Here is a 22,004-nt window from a genome sequence, read left to right on the forward strand (position 1 = left end):
TTCAGTACCTCCGCTTCTTCGGGTCGAGGCGCGAACGCAGGGAGTCCCCGAGCAGGTTGACAAGGAGCACGACGACCGTGATCGCCAGACCCGGAAGGGCCGCGATCCACCAGGCGAGAGCCAACTGCTCGCGGCCCTCCGCGAGCATGGCGCCCCAGCTGATGTCCGGGGCGATGACCCCGAGGCCGAGGAAGCTCAGCGCGGACTCGGCGAGGATGATGGTGCCCATCTGCAGCGTGGCCAGCACCAGCGCGGTGCCCGCGACGTTCGGCAGGATATGGTTGAGCATGATCCGCCAGGTCGGGACGCCCGCGCACTTCAGGCCGAGGACGAAGTGCCGCTCGCGCAGGGAGAGCGTCTCGGCGCGGATGACGCGGGCGTACTGCGCCCAGCCGACCAGGGCGAGCACCAGGACCAGGATCGGCAGTGAACGGCCGCGGGCGGCGATGACCGCGATGGCCACCAGGATGAAGGGCAGCGCCAACTGCGCCTCCACCAGCCGCGAGATGACGGCGTCCGCCCATCCCCTGCGATAGCCGGCCAGCAGCCCGAGAAGGATCCCCGGCACCGCACCGGCGACCATCCCGCAGGCGGCGATGACGAAGGTGAGCCGACCACCGTACACCAGCCGGGACAGGACATCGCGCCCGAGATGGTCGGCGCCCAGGGGGTTGTCCCAGCCGCCGCCGTCGAGCCAGACCGGCGGCCTGAGCGCCTTCGCCAGGTCCTGGGCGTTCGGGTCCGGCAGGGGCAGCAGAGGAGCCAGCAGGGTCACCAGCGCGATCAGCAGGAGCGGGACGCCGAACGCGATGACCGATCCGGTGCCGCGGGCCTTGCCCTTGCGCGGGGCACGCACACGGGCGGGCCGGGTGATGATGGCGCTCATTCCGCCGCCTCCCTGATACGCGGGTCGACCACCCCGTAGAGCAGGTCGACAAGCAGGTTGATGACGACGAAGGCGAGAGCACCGACGACGACGATCGCTTGCACCAAGGTGAAGTCGCGGCCCTGGACGGCCTGTGTGGCGAGGGTGCCGAGACCCGGCCAGGCGAAGACGAACTCGACCGTCACCGCCCCGGAGAAGAGCATGCCGATCTGCAGGCCCACAATCGTCACGACCGGCAGGGCGGCCGAGCGCAGCGCGTGGACGTAGACGATCCGCCACGAGGCCAGACCGCGGGCCCGCGCCGCGGAGACGAACTCGTCCTGCAGGACCTCGCTCATGCTGGAGCGGGTAAGCCTCGCGATCTGGGCCATGGGCAGGGTCGACAGGGTCACGGCCGGTAGGATCAGCGAGATCGGCCCGTCGTTCTGCCCGGCGGGGAGCCAGCCGAGCCGGACGGCGAAGACCAGAACCAGCATCAGACCGAGCCAGAACAGCGGCACCGACTGCCCGAGCAGGGCGATCGCGGAGGCGACCCGGTCGACGATGCTGTTCTCGCGCAGCGCGGCCAGGATGCCCAGCGGGACACCGATCACGACCGCGATCACCAGGGCGAAGAAAGCAAGTTCAACCGTGGCGGGCAGCCGGGAGGCGACCAGTTCGACGTTGCTCTGGCCGTACCGCAGCGATTCGCCGAGGTCGAACCGGACCAGGCCCCACAGGAAGTTGCCGTACTGCACCAGCAGCGGCTTGTCGAGGCCCAACTGGGCACTGACCTGGGCGACCTGCTCCTCGCTCGCGAAGTCGCCGAGGATCTGCCGCACCGGGTTGCCGGAGCTGCGGGCCAAGAAGAACGCGATGGACACCGCGATGAGCAGGGTCAGCAGGGCGTTGACCGTCCTGCTCAGTACCAGCCGGATCACGATGCCCCCCGCACCGGTGCCTCGGTGAGGACGGGCGCGGTCCCCCGCGAGCGGGAGGGCTCCGCTTCGGCCCCGGTCCGGGCCGTACCGCCTGGAACGGCGTCGAGCAGGGTCCGGGTGTACTCGTGCCGGGGCTTCTCCAGCACCTCCGCCGTGCGGCCCGACTCTACGACTACTCCGTTGCGCATCACGTAGACCCGGTCGCACAGCGTGCGTACGACGGCGAGATCGTGGCTGATGAACAGGATGGTCAGCCCGTCGGTGTCACGGAGCTCCTTCAGCAACTTCAAGATCTGTGCCTGGACGGACACGTCCAGGGCGGATGTGGGCTCGTCCGCGAGCAGCAGAGTGGGACGCAGCAGCAGCGCCCGGGCGATCGAGACCCGCTGGGCCTGGCCACCACTGATCTGGTGCGGAAGCCGGTCGAGGACTTCGGGCGGCAGCCCGACCCGGGCGAGGAGACCGACATCGTCGATCCAGTCCGTACGGCGCGGGTGCAGCTTTCTCAGCTCGCGCAGGCCGCGGCCTATGCTCTGCCGGGGGTCCAGGGAGGCGTGCGGGTCCTGGAAGACCATCTGCACCGCCGCCCGGTCCTCCCGCGACATCCGCGGCCCCGGCCGTACCCTACCCACGCCGATCACTCCGTCGGTGACCCTTCCGAGCCCGGCCACCGCCATCGCCAGCGAGGTCTTGCCCGAGCCCGACTCCCCCACAATGCCGACAATCTCGCCGGCGTCCGCGGTGACCGTGACCCGGTCGACCGCCGTGTTGGCTTGCCGACCCCGTCTCGCAGGGTGGATGATGGACAGATCATCAACCGTCAGCACAGTGCTCGTCACTACGGCAGCCTCCTTGGTTCGCCACCGACCCGTGCGTTCCGGCCGACAGTCGGCTGGACACCAGGAAGGCCCCCGGTGTCGTGCAACAGGGTGCGAGTTGGTCCCACCAGAGCCTCCGAAATTTCATAACGGCCGGTCGGTATGCTGGGACTGTAGGCCCTGTCACACCCTCGGTCAATGAGATCGACAAGGCAGTTTCGCGGCGAGAGCCATCCGCAAGTCCGACCTCCGGCGCCTCCCGTATGGTTCAAACTGCTTGCACACCCTGCCCTTGCCGAAAACCTCATCCGCCGAGGTGGGAGCCGGTGTGCGGGATGCGCGGGTTCTCGAGCACGGACGCTGGAAGCGATTCGGTTGCGTCCTGGGAAGTGGTGTACGGACTCCCACCCGATCCGGGCGTTTGGCCCGGCGTCGGAGTGAGTGCCCGGATATGACAACGGCCACCGGCTGATCTTTCAAGACGACCAAGTCTTTGAAGGAGATCAGCCTGATGACCGCACCCGCCATCTGCCCCTGCACGCCCTCGCCGAGGACAATCTCGCCTGGAGGTCCCCCGCTTGCGGGGAGAGTCCGGACCCGCTACGCGCGATGGTCAAGACGTTCGCCGACGCGCTCATGTCGGCGGAGGCCGACGCCCTCTGCAACGCCGAGTACGGGCAGGTCAGCGACGAACGCGTCAACCACCGCAACGGCTACCGCCCGCGCGAGTGGGACACCCGCGCCGGGACGGTCGAGCTGGCCGTCCCCAAGCTGCGGCAGGGCAGCTACTTCCCGCACCGGCTCCTCGAACGCCGCCGCCGGGCCGAACGGGCCCTCATCTCGGTGGTCGCCACCGCCACCTCCTCGGCGTCTCCACCCTCCCCGCAAGCGGGGGCACCCCCAGGGTCGAGAAACCCGCCGACTCCCTCGGCGTCACGTAGCTGTCGAAGTCCCAGGTCAGTGCGATGGCCCGGCACCTGGACGAGCAGGTCGCCGCCTTCCGCAACCGGCCCCTGGACGCCGGCCCGTCCTCGTTCGTCTGGGTCGACGCGCTCACCCAGAGGGTCCGCGAGGGCGGCCGGATCACAGGCGTCCACGCGCTGATCGCGGTCGGCGTCAACGCCGACGGCCACCGCGAGATCCTCGGCATCGACGTGGCCACCGCCGAGGACGGTGCCGGCCGGCTCGCCTTCCTGCGTTCCCTGATCGCCCGCGGCCTGTCCGGCGTCCAGCTGGTCGTCTCCGACGCGCACGCCGGCCTGGTGGACGCGATCGGCGCGGTGCTGCCCGGCGCCTCCTGGCAGCGCTGCCGCACCCTCCCCCACGCCCTGAACGGGCGCGGGCGGTACCCCCATCGCGAGAAATCTGCTGAGCCAGGTGCCGAAATCGGCCCGGCCCTGGGTGGCGCCTCTGCTGCGGACGGTCTTCGAACAGCCCGGCACCGACGCGGTCCACGCACAGATGAGGCACGTCCTGGACGCGCTGGAGGCCAAGTTCCCCAAAGCAGCAGGCCACTTGGAGGCCGCCCAGCACGATCTGCTGGCCTTCACCGCCTTCCCGCGGGAGATCTGGCGGCAGATCTGGTCGAACAACCCGCAGGAGCGGTTGAACAAGGAGATCCTCCCCCACGGCTGCGCCGCGGGAGGTGCCCCCAGCCGCACCGACGTGGTCGGCCTCTTCCCCGACCGCACCGCGGTCATCCGGCTCGTCGGGGCGGTCCTGGCCGAGCGGCACGACGAGTGGACCGAGGCCCGCCGCTCCATGGGCCGCGAGCTCCTCGCCAAGGCCCGCCTCCACCCGATCGAGTCAGAAACCGACGACACCGTCCTGCCCACCGAACTCACCGCACGGCCTCAAAAACGAGATCATCGAGTGGCCGTCGATACACCACTCCAGCGGACGTGACCACGGCAGAGGTCCAGGCCCACGGCCGGTACGCCTGCGTAGCCCTCAGGAAACAACTGGCTCAAAATGTCCTGTCCCATTGGAGGTGAACTGTCGATGACGCTGTGACCAGGGCGGAGCAGGTTTCGGTGAGACGAGTCGGGCGGAGGGCGTGTCGGTGAAGGTGCTCCATTCCGTACGGCGTTCCGTCGCGTTTCGCTGAACCTGCGCGGTATGGCCCTTCCTCCTGTGCTGGAGAGCAGCTCAACGCGCAGAGGCGTCAGCGAGGATCGCTTGAAGTCGTGCCCGGCATTCGGCTACGAAGGCGGGGAAGGTGTGCCAGTAGTAGGAGATCCCACTGGCGCCCACCGCGATCGCCCAGGCGCGGGCGCGGGTCCAGGTCACATCGTCGAGGTCCAAGGTGTCCCAGTAGGCCTGTCGTGCTTGTGGCGGCAGGTCCCAGAGTGTGGAGTGCTCCGCGTCGGGAAAGCCGACCGAGAGTCCGCCGAAGTCGATGACCGCGCGGAGCTTGCCTTCTCGGACCAAGAGGTTGGTCGGCTTGAGGTCGCCATGGAGCCACACATGAGGTCCAGAGGGCTCGGGCAGTGCGAGCGCGGCTCGCCACAACTGTTCCAAGGCGTCGACGTCGAGCTCAGAACCCACGGTGGTCCGGCAGTCATCGAGACACCTGCTGATCCACTGGTCGCACGGCCCCAGGCTGCCTCCGCGATACCAGCTGAGGCCATCTGCGCGAGTCGCTCCCATGAGGTCGACGCGGTGGAGCTCCCTCACGACCGCCGCCAGGTCGGCTCCGAAGGCGGCCCAGTCCCGGACGGTGTCCGGGCCGGCTTCGGCACCGTCGATCCAGCGGTAGACCGACCAGACCAGTGGGAAGGCGTCGGTGGGCGTCCCAGCGTGGACGGGTTCGGGAATCAGGCATGCAAGGCGGGGTGCCAGGCGAGGAAGCCATTCCTGCTCCTTCCGCACGGACTGCCCGTTGTCGGCGGTTCGGGGGAGCCGCACGAGCAGGTCATCACCCAGCCGGTACATGGTGTTGTCCGTGCCCGCGCCCGCGGGCGACAACGGTAGGGCGGCCCACTCCGGGCGCTGTGCCTGCAGCAGCGACCGGACCAGGGTCTCGTCGACCGGGATCTCATTCTCATGAAGCGTCACGTCCGAAGTCTCATCGCTGGGTCGACCCGGAAGCCAGTGACTTTTCGTCAGCCCTGGCCTTGTCCTTCGAAGATCTCGGGCTGATGATGCCAAGAGCCGTAGGGGGAAGGGGCGAAGCGGTCTTCGAGACCGTCAAGCACCCTGTCAGGGGGCTGTCGAAAAATAACTCCTCGATCTTGATGTGGAGTTATGGGGGCGTGGAGTCGTGCCCGGCGATGGTGGCGAGTTGCTGCGTCGTGGTGACGGTGAGAGGGCAGGCGGGGATCGTGTGGCCGAGTGCGGTGAGGACGGGGTTGGCGTCCCGGAGCGTCGCACCGATCCTGCTCTTGGTCAGTCCGGTCACCTCGGCCAGCAGGGCGTGGGTCATGGACCAGCGGTTCTTGAGGAGGAGGACCGTGAGGTGATCGGCGGCGGAGAGTCGACGGCCGCCGGCGCCGGGACCACCGTTGGGTCGTTTCCCGGGGAGTAGGACGGGAGGGTGCTCCGTGCACCAGGTGCGGTAGCGGGCGACGAGGCTGTCGAAGACCGCCGGTTCCAGGCCGGTGAGGCTTGGATGACGTAGCCAGGCGGGGGTCTTGTCTCCGGCGGGGAACCTGCCGAAGGCCGGGTCACGAGGTGGCCTGGGCGCGGGCGGGGCGAGCGGTTCGGGTCGCACGGTGTAGTTCCAGGTGCCGTGCCAGTCGTGCGGCGTGAGGGGCAGGCGGTCCATGACGCCGTCGGGGACGGTGACGCCGGTGGGGTAGGCGCCGGGGTCGAGTTCGGCGTGGACGGTCAGTCCGGTGCGGGTCCGGGTGGCGCCGATGGTGGAGACAACGACTTCGTGGCTGGTCAGAGGGCGTCCGCGCCAGTTGATGCTGATCTGGGAGAACAGCCGGTGCTCTATTTTATTCCACTTTGATGTGCCCGGCGGAAAGTGACAGACGGTCACCTGCAGGCCGCTGTCCAGGGCGAAGGCGGCGAGTTCCTTCTTCCAGGCCCGTACTCGGTAGCCGTTGGAGCCGCCCGCGTCGGCTGTGATCAGCAGCCGGGAGGCGCCGGGGTAACGGTGCCGTCCCTCCCTGTCCCACCAGCGGCGCAGGGTGGCCACGGCGAACGCGGAGGTATCGCCGTCACAGCCCACCGTTACCCAGCCGGCGTCCGCGCCGATGTCGTAGATCCCGTACGGGACCGCCTTGAGAGCACCCTTCTCGGGGAAATCGTGCGCACGGACCTCGACAGGATGCCCGGCCCGGTGCCATTCCCGTCCGATGACCGCGTAGCGGCCCAGCGTCTCCTTCTTCTTCGCGTCCACGCTGATGACCGGCTGCCCGTCCGCGAGACACGCCGTGACCTGGTCGTTGATGTAGCGGAACTGGGCGTCACGGTCAGGGTGGCGGGCCCCTTCGGTGGTACGCGAGGTGGCCTGCAGGGAGAATCCCTCGGCCTTCAGGAGCGCGGCCACGGTGTCATGCCCGACCCGCCGTCCCTGCCGCGTCAGTTCCGCAGCCAGGGCGCGGGTCGACTTCACCGTCCAACGCAACGGCGACTCCGGGTCGCCGCGCTCGCCGGGCTCAACCAGCGCCAGGAGACCCGGAACCAACTCCGGGTCAAGATCCCGCAGCCGCTTGCGGCCTGCACCAACAGCCCGGACCCGGCCGTCACTCTCCTCGCCCCGCTCCAGCTCCCGCAGTCCACGAGCCACCGTCGACTCCGCGGCGCCCGCGACACCGGCCATCAGCCGAATTCCGCCATGCCCGTAGACCCGTGCAGCCGCCCCGAGCACCAGCCGCCGCTGCCGCTCATCCAGATGCGGCAACAACAACCCCAACGTCTCCGCCAACCCCGGCGCTATCCCCTCCGTCACCCCGGCATCCTACGGGCCAACGGAAGCCAGAAATCGACGAGTTATTTTTCGACAGCCCCCAGGGACTTTGCGTGTTGCGGTTCTGTCCGGTTGAGCACGTGAGTCCTGGTTGATCATGTCCATCCGAGTGTGACCAGAGGGCGGCCTGGGTGGCGGGCATGGTGGCGGCTGGCGGCGGCAATGTTGGTGCGGCCGTCCTGCCGGCAGACGCTGATGGCGAGGTTGCGAAGGCCGGCCATCACGCGGGGCAGGCGGCCGGCGCGGACGGTGGAGGAGTCCTCGGCGAACGTGGTGTCACGGACGTGGTGGAGCTGGTTCTCGATCTTCCAGTGGCCGCGGAGCCGGGCCGCGATCCGGGCTCCGGACGCCGCGCCGGGTGGGAGGCTGGTGACGAAGTGCAGCCGCTCGATCGTGAGCTTGTTGCCGGTCAGGTCCTTGCGCCGGCGCATGACGCGCAGGGCTTGACGGGCGCCGGGATGGTCGAGGTGCCGGAACGCGGCTGTCTTCAGGTGACGGACCTCGAGCCGGCCCCGGCCCCTGGTGCGGTCCTTGTGGTCCAGGGCGATGTCGGCCCACGGCAGTTTCCTCAACTGCTTGAGCAGGCCGGGATGGTTGCCCTTCACGACAGCGATGTAGTGGGCGCCTTGCCCGCGCAGCCAGAGGCCGTTCGCGTGCTGGGGGTGGGCCGCGTCCGCGGTGACGATGGCGTTCTCCAGGCCAGGCCGTCCAGAAGAGGGATGAACGCGGGTGTCTCGTTGCGCTTCGTGTCGATCTGCCGCTGTGCGAGGACCGGTCCGGCATGGTCCATCACGGCCGGCAGCCATACCGCCTTCCCGCCAGCCGCTCTTGATCCGCGCAGCTGTCTCCCGTCCACGGCGACCGCCCGCCACCGCGCTTTTTCTGCGTCCAGGTCAGCGGCTCTGGCCTGCAGGAACGCGCTCACCCGGCCTTGGGGACCAGCGGTACAGCAGTTGGCGCTAAGCACTTGATCTTGGTTGCTTAGCAGGTGGGATGCCCAGGGCCCCAGAGAGGGGGCACGATCGTGGAGCCTTGCGCTGAACCTGGGCGGCGGGTTATCGCGGGCGGCTAAGGTCGCCGGGTCTGTTGTCGTACGAGAGGGAAGTGCGCGATGCCCGAGTGGGTCTGGCACCCCATCAGCAAGCTGGAGTTCTTCATCGGTCACACCCGGCGCTGGCTGGCGGATGTGCAGGAGCACGCCGACACGCTGGAGGAGGCCCGCACCGAGCCACATGTACTGGCGGACTCCGATGTAGCGCGGATCAAACGGGTCTACACCGAGCAGGCCGGCGACCTGACGCTGTTCGAGGAGCAGGCGGAGAAGTGGGGCCGACTCTCGGACCTCAGCCCGTCGCGGCGAGCGAAGCTCAAGACCCTTGACGAGCAGCTCGCCGGGCTGCGGGAGCTGAACAAGAAGGTGCTGGCCCTGGCCGAGGAACTGGCCAAGGGCACCATCGACACGGTGATGGCCGCCTCCGATGAGGAGTTGGGCCTGGCCGCGCTGCTCGGCGAGCGGCCGTGAAGCGGGCGCGGGCCGTTGAACTGGTCGAACAGATGCTTCGCCGGCTCGACGGTGACGGTGCCTGGCCGCTGGCCCTGGTCGGGGCGCCGGTAAGAACGCTGTCACCGATCCTGCTGGTTAATTCCGTGCCGTCCGGTGTGACGGCTCGTTGGCCAGGGTGGCGACCGTTTTGCCGTTCCGGTTGCGGGTGGGGTGCTGGATGTCGATGCAGTCGCGGCCTTGGCCGCAGGTGCCGGAGCTGACCGCGCAGGTGGCTCGCGCGGTCGCAGCCCGCGGGCCGTATCCGCTGGCGATGCGGGTCCGCGATGAGCTGGGCGAGCTGTTCCCGGACACCGAGTTCGCCGAGGCGTTCGCAGAACGGGGGCGGCCGGGCTGCTCGCCGGGCCGGCTCGCCCTGGTGACGGTGCTGCAATTCGTGGAGAATCTCACCGACCGCGCGGCGGCGCATCGCGTCCGCTATGGCATGGACTTCAAGTACGCGCTGGGCCTGGAGCTGGACGATCCCGGGTTCGACGCCTCGGTCCTGTCGGAGTTCCGCGCCCGTCTGGTGGAGCACAGCCTGGAGGAGAAGGCGCTCGAACTCCTGCTGTCCCCGCTGAGGGACCGGGGCCTGGTGAAGGCCGGTGGCAAGCAGCGCACCGATTCCACCCGGGTCTTGGCCGCGGTCCGGGACCTGAACCGGCTGGAACTCGCCGGGGAGACGCTGCGGGCCGCGCTGGAGGCTCTGGCCTGTGCCGCCCCGGACTGGCTGGCCGATGCGGTGCCGGTTCGGGAGTGGGCCGAACGGTACGGGCCGCGAACCGACTCGTGGCACCCGCCTGCCTCGAAGGCCAAGCGCGCGGAGATGGCCCTGGTCTACGGCCGGGACGGATTCGCACTCCTGGAGGCGGTCCACTCGCCGGCCGCGCCGGTGTGGCTGCGTGATCTGCCGGCGTTACGGGTTCTGCGCACGGTGTGGATGCAGAACTACCACCGCACCGTCACCGAGGCGGGAACGGAGGTGAAGCGGCGGGAGAGCGAGGATCTCCCGCCCGGCAGGCTCCGCCTCGCCTCCCCCTACGACACCGACGCACGCTACGGCCTCAAGCAAGGCTCCTGGTGGACCGGATACAAGGTCCAGACGCCTACAACGTAAAAGGTAACTTCGAGTTCCAGGTCATCGCGGGCATGACGGCCGCGGTGCGAACCCGGTCCCCGCGGGCGACGGACGGCTGATCTGCGCGGCGCTACGGTCGAAGAGCGGGTGGTGGCCTCCACGATGTCCCACCGGCATCGGGCCGCGGGCGGCGAGTCCGCCGCCGGCTGGGGGCACCGATGGACCACCCGGAGATCGCGATCGAGTTCGTCTTCGACCGGCTGGGCGCGGTGGAGCTCGCCGCCGCCTACCAGATCCTGGTCCCCGTCCGGGGACGTGTTGTTCGCCCAGGCCAGCGAGGTGATGGCCATGATCCACACAACGTTGTACGCCCGCGTGTCCTCGGCGCGGCAGAAGCGGCACGAGACGATCGACAGCCAGGTCGCCTGCCTGCGCGACCACGCGCGGGCACAGGGATGGGAGATCCCCGAGGAGGGGGTGTTCACGGACGACGGGTGGTCGGGGGCGACCCTGGTCCGACCGGCGCTGGAGCGGCTGCGGGACCTCAGTGCCCAGCAGCTGGTTGAGCGGGTGCTGTGCCTGGCCCCGGACCGGCTCGCCCGCAGCTATGTCCACCAGGTGCTCTTGGGGGAGGAGTTCGCCAAGAACGGCACCGAGCTGGTGTTCCTCCGTAATCCCGCGGCCGACACCCCCGAACAGGCGCTGATGGTGCAGGTCCAGGGGGTGATCGCGGAGTACGAGCGGGCCCAGACCGCCGAGCGCACTCGCCGCGGCAAGCTGTACCGGGCCCGGACCGGAGCGGCCAGCGTGCTGGGCCGGGCGCCGTACGGCTACCGGTACCTGTCCAAGGCGCAGTACGGCCAGGCCGCCTACGCGGTCGACGAGGCCGAGGCCGCCGTGGTGGCGCGGATCTTCCACCGGTACGCGGCCGGCGGGATCTCGATGCGGGCTCTGGCCCAGGAGCTGACGGACGACCACATCCCTTCCCCGCAGGGCCGATCTGCGTGGGATGCGGGCACGCTGGGGCGTATGCTGCGCAATCCCGCCTATACGGGCCGGGCCTGTTTCGGCAAGACCCGGACCGCTGTCTGTCCGCCCCGTCCCAACCGCACCTCGCGGCAGGCCGGACGCGCGGTATCGGCCCAGGCCGGGGTGGTGTCCCGGCCGCGCCAGGAGTGGATCGAGATCCCGGTCCCCGCCCTGGTCAGCGAGGAGGTCTTCGCCTTGGTGGAGCGGCGGCTGGCGGAGAACGCGAAGTTCTCCCCGCGCAACACCAAGGAGCCCGCGCTCCTGCAAGGGCTGCTGGTGTGCGACATCTGCGGCTATTCCTACGTCCGGACCTCGCAGGGGCCCGGCCCGAAGAAGTACCGCTACTACCGCTGCCCGGGCACCAACGGCTGGGACCTGCCCGGCGGCCGACGGGTGTGCTCCAGCCGTCCCCTGCGGGCCGACGATCTCGACCAGCTGGTCTGGGAGCGCGTGGTCGCCCTGCTTGCGGATCCGGCGTTGGTCCGCGCGGAGCTGGAGCGGCGTCTGGTGCGGATGCGCGACGCCGAGCCGGTCCGGGCCCGCCAGGAGCGGCTGCACCAGCAGGTCGCCGCCGTCGACGCGGCCCTGAATCGCCTGATCGGCGCCTACCAGGAGGACCTGATCACGCGGGAGGAGCTCCGCGAGAGGGCGCCCGCGCTGCGGGCGAAGCGGCAGAACCTGCACGGCCGGCTGGAGGCCCTGGCCGCCCGGCTCGTCGACCAGCAGGCCTACCTCAGGCTCGCCGAGAACCTGGAGGGGTTCCTGGCCCGTCTGCACGAAAGCGCCCGGACCGCGTCGGTCCTCGAACGCCAGCGCGTCCTGCGCGCGGTGGTCAAGGAAGTCCGGATTGGCCCGGGCACGATCACCATCCGGCACTCGATCCCGTCCACCGACCCGGACCCGACCCCGGGTTACCTATTGCAATGCGGTCGTCCACATCAGCGAGACCTGCGACGATCCGGTACCGGACCCGGCCGACGGCGAACCCGCGCCCCGGATCATCACCAACATCGCCACCACCGACGCCACGGTCACCGACGCGGAGATGACCGAACCGATCCACCAGATGCTGGCCGCCCGTGACCTGCTGCCGGCCGAGCACTTCCTCGACTCCGGCTACCCGTCGGCCGAACTCATCGTCGCAGTGAAACGCAACTTCGGCGTCGCCCTGGTCACCCCGGTGCTGCTGAACAGCTCGCCCCAGGCCCGCGCCGGTGCCGGATTCGACCGGACGGCGTTCACCATCGACTGGGACAAGCGCCAGGCCGTCTGCCCGCGCGGGAGCACCAGCACCTGGTGGAGCCCCGCCAGCCAGCGCGGGACGCCGGCCATCGTCGTCAAGTTCGACAAGCAGACCTGCCAGGCCTGCCCCGTCCGTGACCAGTGCACCCGCTCCAGGACCGGAGGCCGCTCGCTCTCCCTCCAGCCTCGCGAACGGCAAGAAGCCCTCGACCAGGCCCGCGCCGAACAGACCAGCGAGCGGTGGCGCACCAAGTACGGCACCCGCGCCGGCATCGAAGGCACCATCCACCAGGCCGTCGCGGTCACCGGCATGAGACGCGCCCGCTACCGCGGCCTGCCCAAGACACACCTCGAACACGCCTTCTCCGCGGTCGCGCTGAACCTGCTCCGTCTCGACGCCTGGTGGAACGGCCACCCGCTCGACCGCACCCGGACCGGCCACCTCGCCCGCCTCGACCTCTCCCTCACCGCATAACCCGGAATTGGCCAGCCGGATCGTCCCAGCCGCAAACGACAAATCTACTTCACCGACTTCACAAGCCGAGGGAGTTCCGGGCCTGCCGTCGCCTCGGTGAGTGCGAGTCGGCCGCCCTTCAACTCGGGCACGTACCTGCTCCTCGGTCATGGCCGACGGCCTGCCGAGTCGGGCGCCGCGGGCGCGGGCGACGTCCAGGCCCTCGTTGGTGCCCTGCACGATGGGCTCACGGGTGAACTCCGCGAGGGCGGTGTCGGCGTACGGGCTCTGGTGCAAAGCGTCGAAGACGCGAAACACGAGTCGGCCGCCTGGCGTGCCTGGCCGGGCAGCCGCAGATCGCTCGCTGCGCGACTCGGCGCGGATTATGCGGACGGCTGGTGTCGGCGAGCAGGTTTGTGTGCTCCAAGTCCCTCTGGTTCGTGCGGTTGTGCTTCATTCACGCGGTGTTGATGCGTGGTTCTGGCAGAGGTTTGCGAAAGTAGGCCACTCGGGGGTAGTTTCGAAGTTATGCGAAATGACGAACTGGACGAGTGGTCCAAGGCGCTGGATGGGGTGGCCAGTCCTGTTCGCCGGCAGATCCTGCGGTGGCTGCGTGACCCCGTCTCGCACTTCCCACCGCAGGTCGATGGAGACCTGCTCACCGAGGGCGTGTGCTCCGATTTCATTCGGGAGAAGTTGGGTCTGGCTGCGTCCACCACTTCTCGGCATCTGAACCTTCTGACCGAGGCGGGCCTACTGGTTGCTACCCGCAAGAAGGGGTGGACCTTCTATCGCCGCAACGAGGCGACCATCCACCGATTCACCACTGAGCTGAGGGAGGGGCTATGAGCCACCAGAGCCACCCGCACACACCGCAGGCGGACTTGTCATCCCTCAAGGAGCACCTGTCCATGGTGGCCAACTACGCCGCCGAGGTGTCCGAGGGACTGGAGGCCCGCCCCCCGCTAGGGGATGCAGGACGCACTCGCCCGCCGGAATGGCCCGACGAGCCGATCGGACTGGACGGGGCCTTGCGATTGTTCGCCGAGGCCATTGACCCCGGTCTGCATGCCAGCGCCGGGCCCCGCTATCTGGGATTCGTGACGGGCGGAACCAATCCAGCGGCACTGGCCGGCGACTGGCTCACCTCCGTCTTCGATAACAACGCGACTTCCGGAACGGGTCTGCTCGCCGAGCTCGAACGTCAGGTCCTGGCCTGGCTCCAACGGCATCTGCGCCTGGGCGACGGCTTCCATGGAGCCTTCGTCACCGGTGCGACGACCTCCAACTATGTCAACCTGGCCACGGCCCGGGAATGGGCGGGTGAACGCGTAGGCGTGTCCGTCTCCGACGCGGGGGTCGGCGCCCTCGCGGATAGAATCCGCGTCCTCTCCGCGAGCCCGCACTCGAGTGTGCTGAAGTCGCTGTCACAACTGGGACTCGGGCGAGAGCGGATGGAGCTCGTCCCGACCCTTCCCGGCCGGGAAGCCATCGACCCTGACGCTCTCAGGACGTCAATGGCCTCAGCACCGGATCGCCCGACCATCGTCGTGGCCAACGCCGGCACCGTGAACACGGTTGACTTCGACGATCTCCATGCGCTGGCCGACCTGCGCGATGAGTTCGGCGCATGGCTCCACGTCGACGCGGCCTTCGGCTCATTCGCCGCACTGGTGCCGGAGCACGCGCACTGGACTGACGGGGGCGACCGGGCAGACTCCGTGACCGTCGACCTGCACAAGTGGTTCAACGTGCCCTACGACTCGGCCGTCCAGTTCACGAAGCGCCCGGACCTCCAACTGAAGGTGTTCCGCAACAATGCGGCTTACCTCGGCGGGATCACGGACCAGCCGGACTTTGTCCACCTGACCCCGGAGAACTCCCGACGGGCACGCGCCATCCCCGCCTGGTTCACCATCGCAGCGTATGGGGCACAAGGCCTGCGGCAGATCGTCAGCAACAACATCGACAACGCTCGACGCTTCGGTGCAGGCATCGAGCGCCTCGGGGGTGCTCGGCTCCTGGCACCCGTTCAGCTCAACGTCGCCTGCTTCAGCACTGACCGAGATCCGGCTCTGGTTCTGGCCGACCTCAACGACCGTGGAAAGGTATTCATGACGCCCTCGGTTCTGCACGGAGTCCCATGCATCCGCGCCGCCTTCAGCAACTGGCGGACCTCCGACGCCGACGTCGACCTGGCCCTCGAGGAACTGGCCGCAGCGCTTGCCCCCTCCACAGCCTGAGTCCGGCAACGGTCCCACCGGGGGAAACCCACCCGGCCGACATGAGGCTCTGGGACACCGCTGTGGGGTTCAGAGGTCGAGGACGGCATCCCGCTGACAGCCCTGGCACAAGACACCGGTACCGGTCTGCGCACGCTGCAACGCTGGAACCACGGGCGGGACAACCCAGCGCGGGATTCGGGGAGTATCCGAGCAGGGATCACCGCTGCGGCGTGACAGCGGCCTCTTCCAAGACCCCTCCGACCCCACTGTATGGAGCGACAACGTCAGCGGCATCCCGCATCGCCAGCGGATACGGCCCACGGGCTGCGACCGCGCGAGCCACCTGCGCGGTCAGCTCCGGCACCTGCGGCCAAGGCCGCGACTGCATCGACATCCAGCACCCCACCCGCAACCGGAACGGCAAAACGGTCGCCACCCTGGCCAACGAGCCGTCACACCGGACGGCACGGAATTAACCAGCAGGATCGGTGACAGAGTTCTTACCGGCACCCCTACACCCGGCCCGGAGACACCCTCGTGGTGCCGTCCCTCGACCGGCTGGGCCGGTCCATCCAGGACCTCATCGCCATCGTCGGCGGCCTGCGCAAGCGCGGCATCGGCTTCCAGTCGCTGCACGAGGCACTCGACACCACCACCCCGGGCGGCCGCCTGGTGTTCCACGTGTTCGCCGCGCTCGCGGAGTTCATCCGCGAACTGATCGTGCAGGGCACCCACGAGGGCCTGGCGGCGGCGCGGGCCCGCGGGGAGCGCATCGGCCGGCCGCCCGCCATGACGGAGGAACAGGTCCGGCACGCGCGGGCCTTGCTCGCGCAGCCGGAGAACACCATCACGTCGATCGCGAGACTGCTCGGGGTCTCCCGTACGACGCTGTACAAGTACGTGCCGGAACTGGCTGCTGGTCGGGACTCCCTGGTGACCGGTGACGCGCCCGCCGCTCTGCCTGCTCCACGCTGACTGTTAGGCCCAAGAACACGGGAGGGGCCTTGTCCCCGAGGGGTGGACACCTGTTCGTGTCGTTATGCGGCGAGTGTCAGGGTAGCCGACTGTTGCTCGTAGGCGATCGGTGCCTGCTGTCCGTTCGCCGAGTGTCGTCGGCGGGTGTTGTAGCGGGTGGTCCAGCGGAAGACGGCCAGGCGGCAGGCGCGGGCCCCGTCGAAGCGGCGGGCGCCGCGGAGCGTCTCGCGTTTGAGGGCCGCGTTGAAGCTCTCGGCGAGCGCGTTGTCCGCGCTCGTGCCGACCGCGCCCATGGACTGCCGCACCCCCAACTCGGCGCATATATCGGCGAATTGGCGGGAGGTGTACTGCGCTCCGTGATCGCTGTGGAAGACGGCTCCGGCCAGGCTGCCGCGGGTCGCGGCGGCTGCCCGGAGCGCGTCGGCGACCAGCGAGGTGCGCATGTGAGCGGCGATCGACCAGCCCACCAGGCGGCGCGAGAAGCAGTCGATCACGGTCGCCAGATACAGGAACTCGCCGTCACCCACCGGCAGGTAGGTGATGTCGCCGACGTACTTGGTGTTCGCCGCCGTGGCGGTGAAGTCGCGCCCAAGCAGGTCCGGCACGGGCGTGGCGGACGGCTCGGGCACGGTGGTGACCTGGCGCCTGCGCAGCCGCAGCCCGGCGATGCCGTACTTGCGCATGACCCGTCCGACGCGCTTGTGGTTCACGCGCTCGCCGTCGTCGCGCAGCTCGGCGGTGATCCGGGGCCGGCCGTAGGTGCCGTCCCACTCGGCGTGCACGGCCCTGATCCGCTCGGCGAGCGCGGCGTCCGCCCGCTCGCGGGCGGCGCGGGCCTCCCGGCCGGCCCGCCATTTGTAGAAGCTGGAGCGGGCGACCTCCAGCACGTGACACAACCGCTTCACGCCCCAGGCGCGGTGGTGGTCCTCGATGAACTTGAAGCGGTTCACCAGTTCATCTCGGTGGCGAAAAACTTCGTCGCCTTGCGCAGGATGTCCCGTTCGGTGGCCAGGGTCGCGTTCTGCTTGCGCAGGTCCTTGTTCTCCGCGCGCAGGGCCGCTATCTCGGCCTCCAGCTCTTCCTTCGTGGCCTCGCTCACCGGGACGTCCTTCGTGCTCTTGATCATGGCGCCGCTCTTGCCGCGGCGGGCCCGCTCGGCCCGCACCCAGTTGCGCAGCGTCTCCCGGCTGATCCCCAGGTCCTTGCCGATGCCCTCGAAGGTGTGGCTCGGATCCGACAGGTACAGCGCGACAGCGTCCGCCTTGAACTCGGGCGAATAGACCTTCATCACCATAAGAGATCCCTCCTCCCCGGCCCCTGCCGGGGCCGGGCTCAGAGGTGTCCACCGCTCGGGGACAGGCCCCTTCAACGGCACGATCATCGAGACCGGCACCGACTCCTTCCGCCTCGCCAGCACCCGGGCACGAGCCGAGGAACCCACCGAGGCCGGCTGACCCTGCAGGCTCCTACCCGACGGCCCGCCGCCCTCAGCTCTTCCGCTCGCTCAGGACGCAGAACTCGTTGCCCTCCGGGTCGAGGAGCGTCACCCAGTGCTGCTCGTCCTGCACGGTGTCGGCGCGCCGGGCACCGAGGGAGAGCAGCCGGGCGACCTCGGCCTCCTGGTCGTTGGGGCGGAAGTCGGGGTGGAGCCGGTTCTTCGACGTCTTGCCCTCGGGGACAGGCACGAAGAGCAGTCCCGGCATCTGGTCCGGCTCAGGCCGGATCTCGATGATCTCCTCGGATTCGTCGACCACTACCCAGCCGAGAGCCTCGGCCCACCAGCGCCCGAGAGCGACGGGGTCGGCGGAGTCGACGATGATCTGTTCCCATTCCAGTGCCATGGGCCTGAGCATAGACAGGACCGGCGGCCCACCCGTCCCTCCGTCGAGCGGCGGGCCGTCCCGCGCAGTGACGTCATTTCTCGGGTTCTGGCTCAACTTCTGTTTGCGCCGTGAGGCGCTGTCGGTTCGAGTGGAGGTGGAAGGCCTGCACCAACTCGCTGTCGCAGCAGTCGGGTTGAAGCTGAGGGCAGCCTGATCCGGGTGATGCCGGGGAGGGCGAGAGCGGCCCTGACAACGCCGGGACGTGACCAGTACTGCCAGATGGGGCGGGTCCGGCAAGCGTGATGGAGAGGAGTACGCGAGGAACCGGCGTTTACGTCTCTTAAAGTGCCTCCGGCTCAAACCTGGCGGATAAGGGCCGGTAGCGGTGCGTATGCAGGTCACTCTTTCGGGTGGTCTGACAACTCTTGGGTCGGTCTACGAAAGCCGGCCGGGAGGCCACGAGGAAAGCCTGCGGCGTACTCGTGGCGAGGCCGCAGGGATACAGCCGGGCTCCTCCTTCATCGAGCGAACCACAGTGAACACGGGAACCGTCCCGAACCTCGCCCTGCCACCTGCCTCCAGCAGGCTGGCGGGGCTGAGCGCATCGACCGCTGATCGGTTGGGGACGGGGCGGAGCCGCCGTAGTACTCCGAGGCCGGGAGAGCCGGCCGCATGGGGAAGGGCGGCAGCGGTATCGAGAAGGGAAGGACGCTGCAATGCCGGAAGATGCCCCGCCGAATGGCGGAGCTCCGGGCCCTCGGGCCCGGGTACTGGGGATGCAGACCAAGCTTCACCGTTGGACGGTGGCCGATCCCGGCCGCCGGTTCGATGACCTGTTCAACTTCGTGCACGACCCGGCGACGCTGTTGGCGGCGTTCGACCGGGTCGCGGGCAACCGGGGAGCCCGGACTCCCGGCGTCGACGGCCTGACCGCCATCGATGTCGAGGAGTCGATCGGTGTTCCCGGGTTCCTGAACGACCTGCGGGCCGCCCTCAAAGACGGTTCGTTCCGTCCGCTGCCGGTGCGGGAACGCAGCATTCCCAAGCCGGGGGGCTCGGGGAAGGTCCGCAAGCTCGGGATTCCGACGATCAGGGACCGGGTCGTTCAGGCGGCGCTGAAGCTGGTGCTGGAACCGATCTTCGAGGCCGGCTTCACGCCGGTCTCCTACGGGTTTCGGCCCCGACGGCGGGCCCAGGACGCGATCGCCGAGATCCACTATTTCGGCACCCGGGGTTATCGCTGGGTGCTGGATGCGGACATCGAGGCGTGCTTCGACTCGATCGACCACGCGGCCCTGATGGACCGAGTGCGTCGCCGGGTGAAGGACAAGCGTGTCCTGGCGCTGGTCAAAGCCTTCCTCAAGGCCGGAGTCCTCACGGAACTCGGCGAGAACAAGGAGACACTGACCGGCACCCCGCAGGGCGGCATCCTGTCCCCGCTGCTGGCGAACATCGCCCTGTCGGCGCTCGACGAGCACCTGCACGGGCCATGGGAGTCAGGCGGGACGATGGCCACCGAGGGCAAACGCGCCTACCGGCGCCGCAAAGGTCAACCCACGTGGCGAGTCGTCCGCTACGCGGACGACTTCGTCGTCCTGGTGCACGGCACCGAGGCCGACACCGCGGCACTGCGCGAAGAAGTCGCCGACGTGCTCGAACCCCTCGGCCTGCGTCTGTCGCAGGCCAAGACCCGGATCACGCACATGAGCGACGGTTTCGACTTCCTGGGCTTCCGCATCCAGTGGAAACGCAAGGGAGGCACGACCAAGTGGCACGTCTACACCTTCATCGCCGACCGGCCCATCCGGTCGCTGAAGGCGAAGATTCGTGCCCTGACAGGCAGGACATCGCAGCAGGATCTCGCCGCCGTGCTGATCAGACTCACTCAGATCATGCGCGGTTGGGCCAACTACTTCAAGCACGCGGTCGCCAAGCATGTCTTCGACAGGCTCGACGCCTTCGTGTGGTGGCGCTTGATCCGCATGCTGCGGGAGCGTCACCGGTGGAGTTGGGGCGACGTCCGCCGCCGGTTCACCACCCCCAGCGGGCGGTGGCGACCCATCGCGGCGGACGGGATCGAGCTGTTCCGGATCGCGTCGGTTACGGTCAGCCGTTACCGATACCGGGCCGGCGCGATCCCCAACCCATGGCAGCCTGCGAACCCCGTCTGACGGCAGAGACCGTGGAGAGCCCGTTGCGTTGAGAGGCGCACGGCGGGTTCGGCGAGAGGTCCGGAGAAACGGACCGGGAGCAATCCCGGCACCGCGCTCCGGGCCTACTCAGCGATGTCTCCGGTCACGCCGGGTTCAGCCTCGATCCACCGTGTGGCGGGTGCGCTTTGAAGGGGGAGACAGGAAGAGGTGCCTGCTGACCTGGGATGATGGGAGTTCTGACGCTTCCACCAGGCCCAACCAGCAAGGCACCTCGTAGATGAAAGTCTCCCACAGCCCGGCGACGGTGTTCGCCGCGTTCGACGAACCGAATCTGATCGCGCATGCCGGGCTGGTCCCGGCCGTCCGGCCGGCCGAGCGGTGTGACCTGCCGCGTCTGGTCGCCGAGAAGGTCAGGCTGACCGGCGCGAGGAACGGCGCGGGCACGGCCGCGGACGCGAAGGCCATGTCCATCGTGGCCGGGATGGTCGCCGGAGCGGACAGTATCGACGACCTGGATGTCCTGCGCCACGGTGGTCTGCCCCGCCTGTTCGGCGGGGTGCGGGCTCCGTCCACACTGGGCACCTTCCTGCGCTCCTTCACCTGGGGACACGTACGCCAACTCCAGTCCGCCACCCGGGCCTTCATCTGCAACCTGGCGGCGCACACCGGCCTGGTGCCGAAGACGGACGAGGTGGTGTTCGTGGACATCGACTCCAAGGTCAAGCAGGTCTACGGGCCGGCCAAGCAGGGCGCCTCGTTCGGCTACACCAAGGTCCGCGGCCTGCACTTCCAGATCGTCACCGTCAAGACATCCACCTGCGCGCCGGTCATCGTCGCCACCAGACTGCGCAAGGGCTCGGCCGGCTCCGCCAAGGGTGCCGCCTCGCTGCTGCGCGAGGCCCTGGCCACGGTGCGGGCGATGGGCATCACCGCGCAGATCATCGTCCGTGCCGACTCGGCCTACTTCTCCCACAAGGTCGTTGACGCCGCCAGGAAGGCCGGTGCCCGGTTCTCCCTGGCGGTCGCGGTCACCAAGACGGTCCGCGAAGCCATCGTGAACATCGCCGAGAACGCCTGGACACCGATCGAGTACACCGATGCCATCTGGAACGACGAAGACGAGTGCTGGGTCTCCGACGCGGAGATCGCCGAGATCCCCTTCACCGCGTTCACCAGCAAGAAGAAGCAGTTCCACACCACGGCCCGGCTCATCGTGCGCCGCGTGAAACGCCTCAACCCGAAGACGGTGCCCGAAGGGCAGGCCGAACTGTTCGGCGTCTGGCGCCACCACGTCGTCTTCACCGACAGCCGCTTCACCCTCGGCCAAGCCGAGCCGATGCACCGCGACCACGCCGTCATCGAACAGGTACTCGCCGACCTGGAGGACTCCGCCCTCGGCCACCTGCCCTCGGGCAAGTTCACCGCGAACTCCGCCTGGCCGGCCCTGGCCGCCGCGGCCTACAACCTCACCCGGGCCGCCGGCCACCTCGCCTCCGCCTTCCACGCCAGGGCACGGACCGGCACCATCCGCCGCCACCTCATCCACGTCCCGGCCAGGCTCGCGACCAGGGCACGGACGATCACCCTGCACCTGCCCCAACGCTGGCGCTGGGAAGCCGACTTCACCGATCTGTGGGCCGCCACCGGACAGCGACTGCGTACCTGACCCAGCTGACCGACGCCCGCCCACGACCAGGAAGAACCTTCGGAGAACCCGCCACCGGGACGGCCACCCGGCAAGACGTGCTGCCCAGGCCCGGAACATCACCGACATCCCACCGGAAATTCAAGATCAAAATTCACGCGGTGGATTGAGGGTCAGAGCCTCTCATGTATCACGGGATCTCACATGTACGGGTCGAACCTACCGGCTCCTGTTCCTCTGTTCCTCATGCGGCGACAGAACGGCACTGCCGGAACCCGCGAGGGTCCGGGTACGTGTT

17 protein-coding genes and 3 pseudogenes are annotated in these 22,004 nt (G+C 68.9%); 12 read left to right on the plus strand and 8 right to left on the minus strand.

From position 1 onward, the window contains the following. Position 1: 1 nt before the first annotated feature. Genes WJ438_RS08285 through WJ438_RS08295 form a run of 3 tightly spaced genes read right to left on the minus strand, consistent with a single transcriptional unit; the run spans position 2 to position 2,645 of the window. Positions 2-886, minus strand: coding sequence for an ABC transporter permease (locus tag WJ438_RS08285; protein WP_406724634.1), 885 nt, complete (start codon positions 884-886; stop codon positions 2-4). Continuing rightward, positions 883-1,806, minus strand: a complete 924-nt coding sequence (locus tag WJ438_RS08290; RefSeq protein WP_406724635.1) for an ABC transporter permease — start codon at positions 1,804-1,806, stop codon at positions 883-885. Before WJ438_RS08290 ends, WJ438_RS08285 begins: the two co-directional genes overlap by 4 nt. Beyond that, positions 1,803-2,645 (minus strand): ABC transporter ATP-binding protein, encoded by an 843-nt coding sequence (locus WJ438_RS08295; protein ID WP_406724636.1) that lies wholly within the window; start codon positions 2,643-2,645, stop codon positions 1,803-1,805. The genes WJ438_RS08290 and WJ438_RS08295 overlap by 4 nt, the downstream gene beginning before the upstream one ends. Positions 2,646-3,158: 513 nt before the next feature. Here WJ438_RS08295 and WJ438_RS08300 point away from each other — a divergent pair. Continuing rightward, a pseudogene (locus WJ438_RS08300) lies at positions 3,159-4,529 on the plus strand (IS256 family transposase). Positions 4,530-4,772: 243 nt separating this feature from the next. Here the strand turns inward: WJ438_RS08300 and WJ438_RS08305 are convergent. From WJ438_RS08305 to WJ438_RS08315, 3 genes are all read right to left on the minus strand, one after another. Next, entirely contained in the window at positions 4,773-5,681 is a 909-nt protein-coding gene (locus WJ438_RS08305; protein WP_406724637.1) for an aminoglycoside phosphotransferase family protein, read from the minus strand. A 187-nt stretch (positions 5,682-5,868) separates the two neighbouring features. Next, a complete protein-coding gene (locus tag WJ438_RS08310) occupies positions 5,869-7,524 on the minus strand; it encodes an ISAzo13 family transposase (RefSeq protein ID WP_406724638.1) in 1,656 nt (551 codons plus the stop codon). A gap of 113 nt (positions 7,525-7,637) precedes the next feature. Next, complete coding sequence (locus WJ438_RS08315) at positions 7,638-8,348, minus strand: ISAs1 family transposase (protein ID WP_406724639.1); 711 nt, start codon at positions 8,346-8,348, stop codon at positions 7,638-7,640. Between the two features lie 305 nt (positions 8,349-8,653). Between WJ438_RS08315 and WJ438_RS08320 the strand changes: the two genes are divergently transcribed. From WJ438_RS08320 to WJ438_RS08355, 8 genes and pseudogenes are all read left to right on the plus strand, one after another. Then, positions 8,654-9,064 (plus strand): hypothetical protein, encoded by a 411-nt coding sequence (locus tag WJ438_RS08320; RefSeq protein ID WP_406724640.1) that lies wholly within the window; start codon positions 8,654-8,656, stop codon positions 9,062-9,064. A 199-nt stretch (positions 9,065-9,263) separates the two neighbouring features. Then, on the plus strand, positions 9,264-10,199 hold the full coding sequence (locus WJ438_RS08325; protein ID WP_406724641.1) for a transposase: 936 nt from the start codon (positions 9,264-9,266) through the stop codon (positions 10,197-10,199). A 309-nt stretch (positions 10,200-10,508) separates the two neighbouring features. Further along, a complete protein-coding gene (locus tag WJ438_RS08330; protein ID WP_406724642.1) occupies positions 10,509-12,272 on the plus strand; it encodes a recombinase family protein in 1,764 nt (587 codons plus the stop codon). Beyond that, the gene (locus tag WJ438_RS08335) at positions 12,235-12,906 is read left to right on the plus strand and encodes a transposase (RefSeq protein WP_406724643.1); all 672 of its coding nucleotides are present in this window, start codon (positions 12,235-12,237) and stop codon (positions 12,904-12,906) included. The genes WJ438_RS08330 and WJ438_RS08335 overlap by 38 nt, the downstream gene beginning before the upstream one ends. A gap of 507 nt (positions 12,907-13,413) precedes the next feature. After that, a complete protein-coding gene (locus WJ438_RS08340) occupies positions 13,414-13,734 on the plus strand; it encodes a helix-turn-helix transcriptional regulator (protein WP_202282983.1) in 321 nt (106 codons plus the stop codon). After that, the gene (locus WJ438_RS08345; protein ID WP_406724644.1) at positions 13,731-15,128 is read left to right on the plus strand and encodes a pyridoxal phosphate-dependent decarboxylase family protein; all 1,398 of its coding nucleotides are present in this window, start codon (positions 13,731-13,733) and stop codon (positions 15,126-15,128) included. The genes WJ438_RS08340 and WJ438_RS08345 overlap by 4 nt, the downstream gene beginning before the upstream one ends. Positions 15,129-15,641: 513 nt before the next feature. Next, positions 15,642-15,866, plus strand: a pseudogene (locus WJ438_RS08350) (recombinase family protein); the annotation flags it as partial. 15 nt (positions 15,867-15,881) lie between these two features. Beyond that, positions 15,882-16,085 (plus strand): helix-turn-helix domain-containing protein, encoded by a 204-nt coding sequence (locus WJ438_RS08355; protein ID WP_406729628.1) that lies wholly within the window; start codon positions 15,882-15,884, stop codon positions 16,083-16,085. Between the two features lie 62 nt (positions 16,086-16,147). Here the strand turns inward: WJ438_RS08355 and WJ438_RS08360 are convergent. Further along, a protein-coding gene (locus WJ438_RS08360; protein WP_406724645.1) for an IS3 family transposase occupies positions 16,148-17,379 on the minus strand; the annotation gives its coding sequence in 2 pieces (ribosomal slippage) (positions 16,148-17,058 and positions 17,058-17,379; 1,233 coding nt in all). 70 nt (positions 17,380-17,449) lie between these two features. Between WJ438_RS08360 and WJ438_RS08365 the strand changes: the two are divergent. After that, a pseudogene (locus WJ438_RS08365) lies at positions 17,450-17,539 on the plus strand (ATPase); the annotation flags it as partial. 33 nt (positions 17,540-17,572) lie between these two features. On the opposite strand, the gene WJ438_RS08370 reads toward WJ438_RS08365, so the two are convergent. Continuing rightward, positions 17,573-17,926 (minus strand): VOC family protein, encoded by a 354-nt coding sequence (locus WJ438_RS08370; protein WP_389885845.1) that lies wholly within the window; start codon positions 17,924-17,926, stop codon positions 17,573-17,575. A gap of 758 nt (positions 17,927-18,684) precedes the next feature. On the opposite strand from WJ438_RS08370, the gene ltrA reads away from it, so the two are divergent. Further along, complete coding sequence (gene ltrA / locus WJ438_RS08375) at positions 18,685-20,079, plus strand: group II intron reverse transcriptase/maturase (protein WP_406723898.1); 1,395 nt, start codon at positions 18,685-18,687, stop codon at positions 20,077-20,079. A gap of 259 nt (positions 20,080-20,338) precedes the next feature. Beyond that, positions 20,339-21,727 carry an IS1380 family transposase gene (locus tag WJ438_RS08380; RefSeq protein ID WP_406724646.1) on the plus strand — a complete coding sequence of 463 codons (1,389 nt, stop codon included), beginning with the start codon at positions 20,339-20,341 and terminating at the stop codon, positions 21,725-21,727. Positions 21,728-22,004: the final 277 nt, after the last annotated feature.

Source organism: Streptomyces sp. GD-15H, from assembly GCF_045291515.1.
Lineage (GTDB): Bacteria > Actinomycetota > Actinomycetes > Streptomycetales > Streptomycetaceae > Streptomyces.

Bases quoted from the DNA above. Each gene is read 5' to 3' on its own strand.
- WJ438_RS08285 (WP_406724634.1), bottom strand. From the start codon at position 886: ATGAGCGCCATCATCACCCGGCCCGCCCGTGTGCGTGCCCCGCGCAAG.
- WJ438_RS08315 (WP_406724639.1), bottom strand. From the start codon at position 8,348: ATGGCTGCCGGCCGTGATGGACCATGCCGGACCGGTCCTCGCACAGCG.
- WJ438_RS08320 (WP_406724640.1), top strand. From the start codon at position 8,654: ATGCCCGAGTGGGTCTGGCACCCCATCAGCAAGCTGGAGTTCTTCATC.
- WJ438_RS08325 (WP_406724641.1), top strand. From the start codon at position 9,264: ATGTCGATGCAGTCGCGGCCTTGGCCGCAGGTGCCGGAGCTGACCGCG.
- WJ438_RS08330 (WP_406724642.1), top strand. From the start codon at position 10,509: ATGATCCACACAACGTTGTACGCCCGCGTGTCCTCGGCGCGGCAGAAG.
- WJ438_RS08335 (WP_406724643.1), top strand. From the start codon at position 12,235: ATGACCGAACCGATCCACCAGATGCTGGCCGCCCGTGACCTGCTGCCG.
- WJ438_RS08340 (WP_202282983.1), top strand. From the start codon at position 13,414: ATGCGAAATGACGAACTGGACGAGTGGTCCAAGGCGCTGGATGGGGTG.
- WJ438_RS08345 (WP_406724644.1), top strand. From the start codon at position 13,731: ATGAGCCACCAGAGCCACCCGCACACACCGCAGGCGGACTTGTCATCC.
- WJ438_RS08370 (WP_389885845.1), bottom strand. From the start codon at position 17,926: ATGGCACTGGAATGGGAACAGATCATCGTCGACTCCGCCGACCCCGTC.
- ltrA (WP_406723898.1), top strand. From the start codon at position 18,685: ATGCAGACCAAGCTTCACCGTTGGACGGTGGCCGATCCCGGCCGCCGG.
- WJ438_RS08380 (WP_406724646.1), top strand. From the start codon at position 20,339: ATGAAAGTCTCCCACAGCCCGGCGACGGTGTTCGCCGCGTTCGACGAA.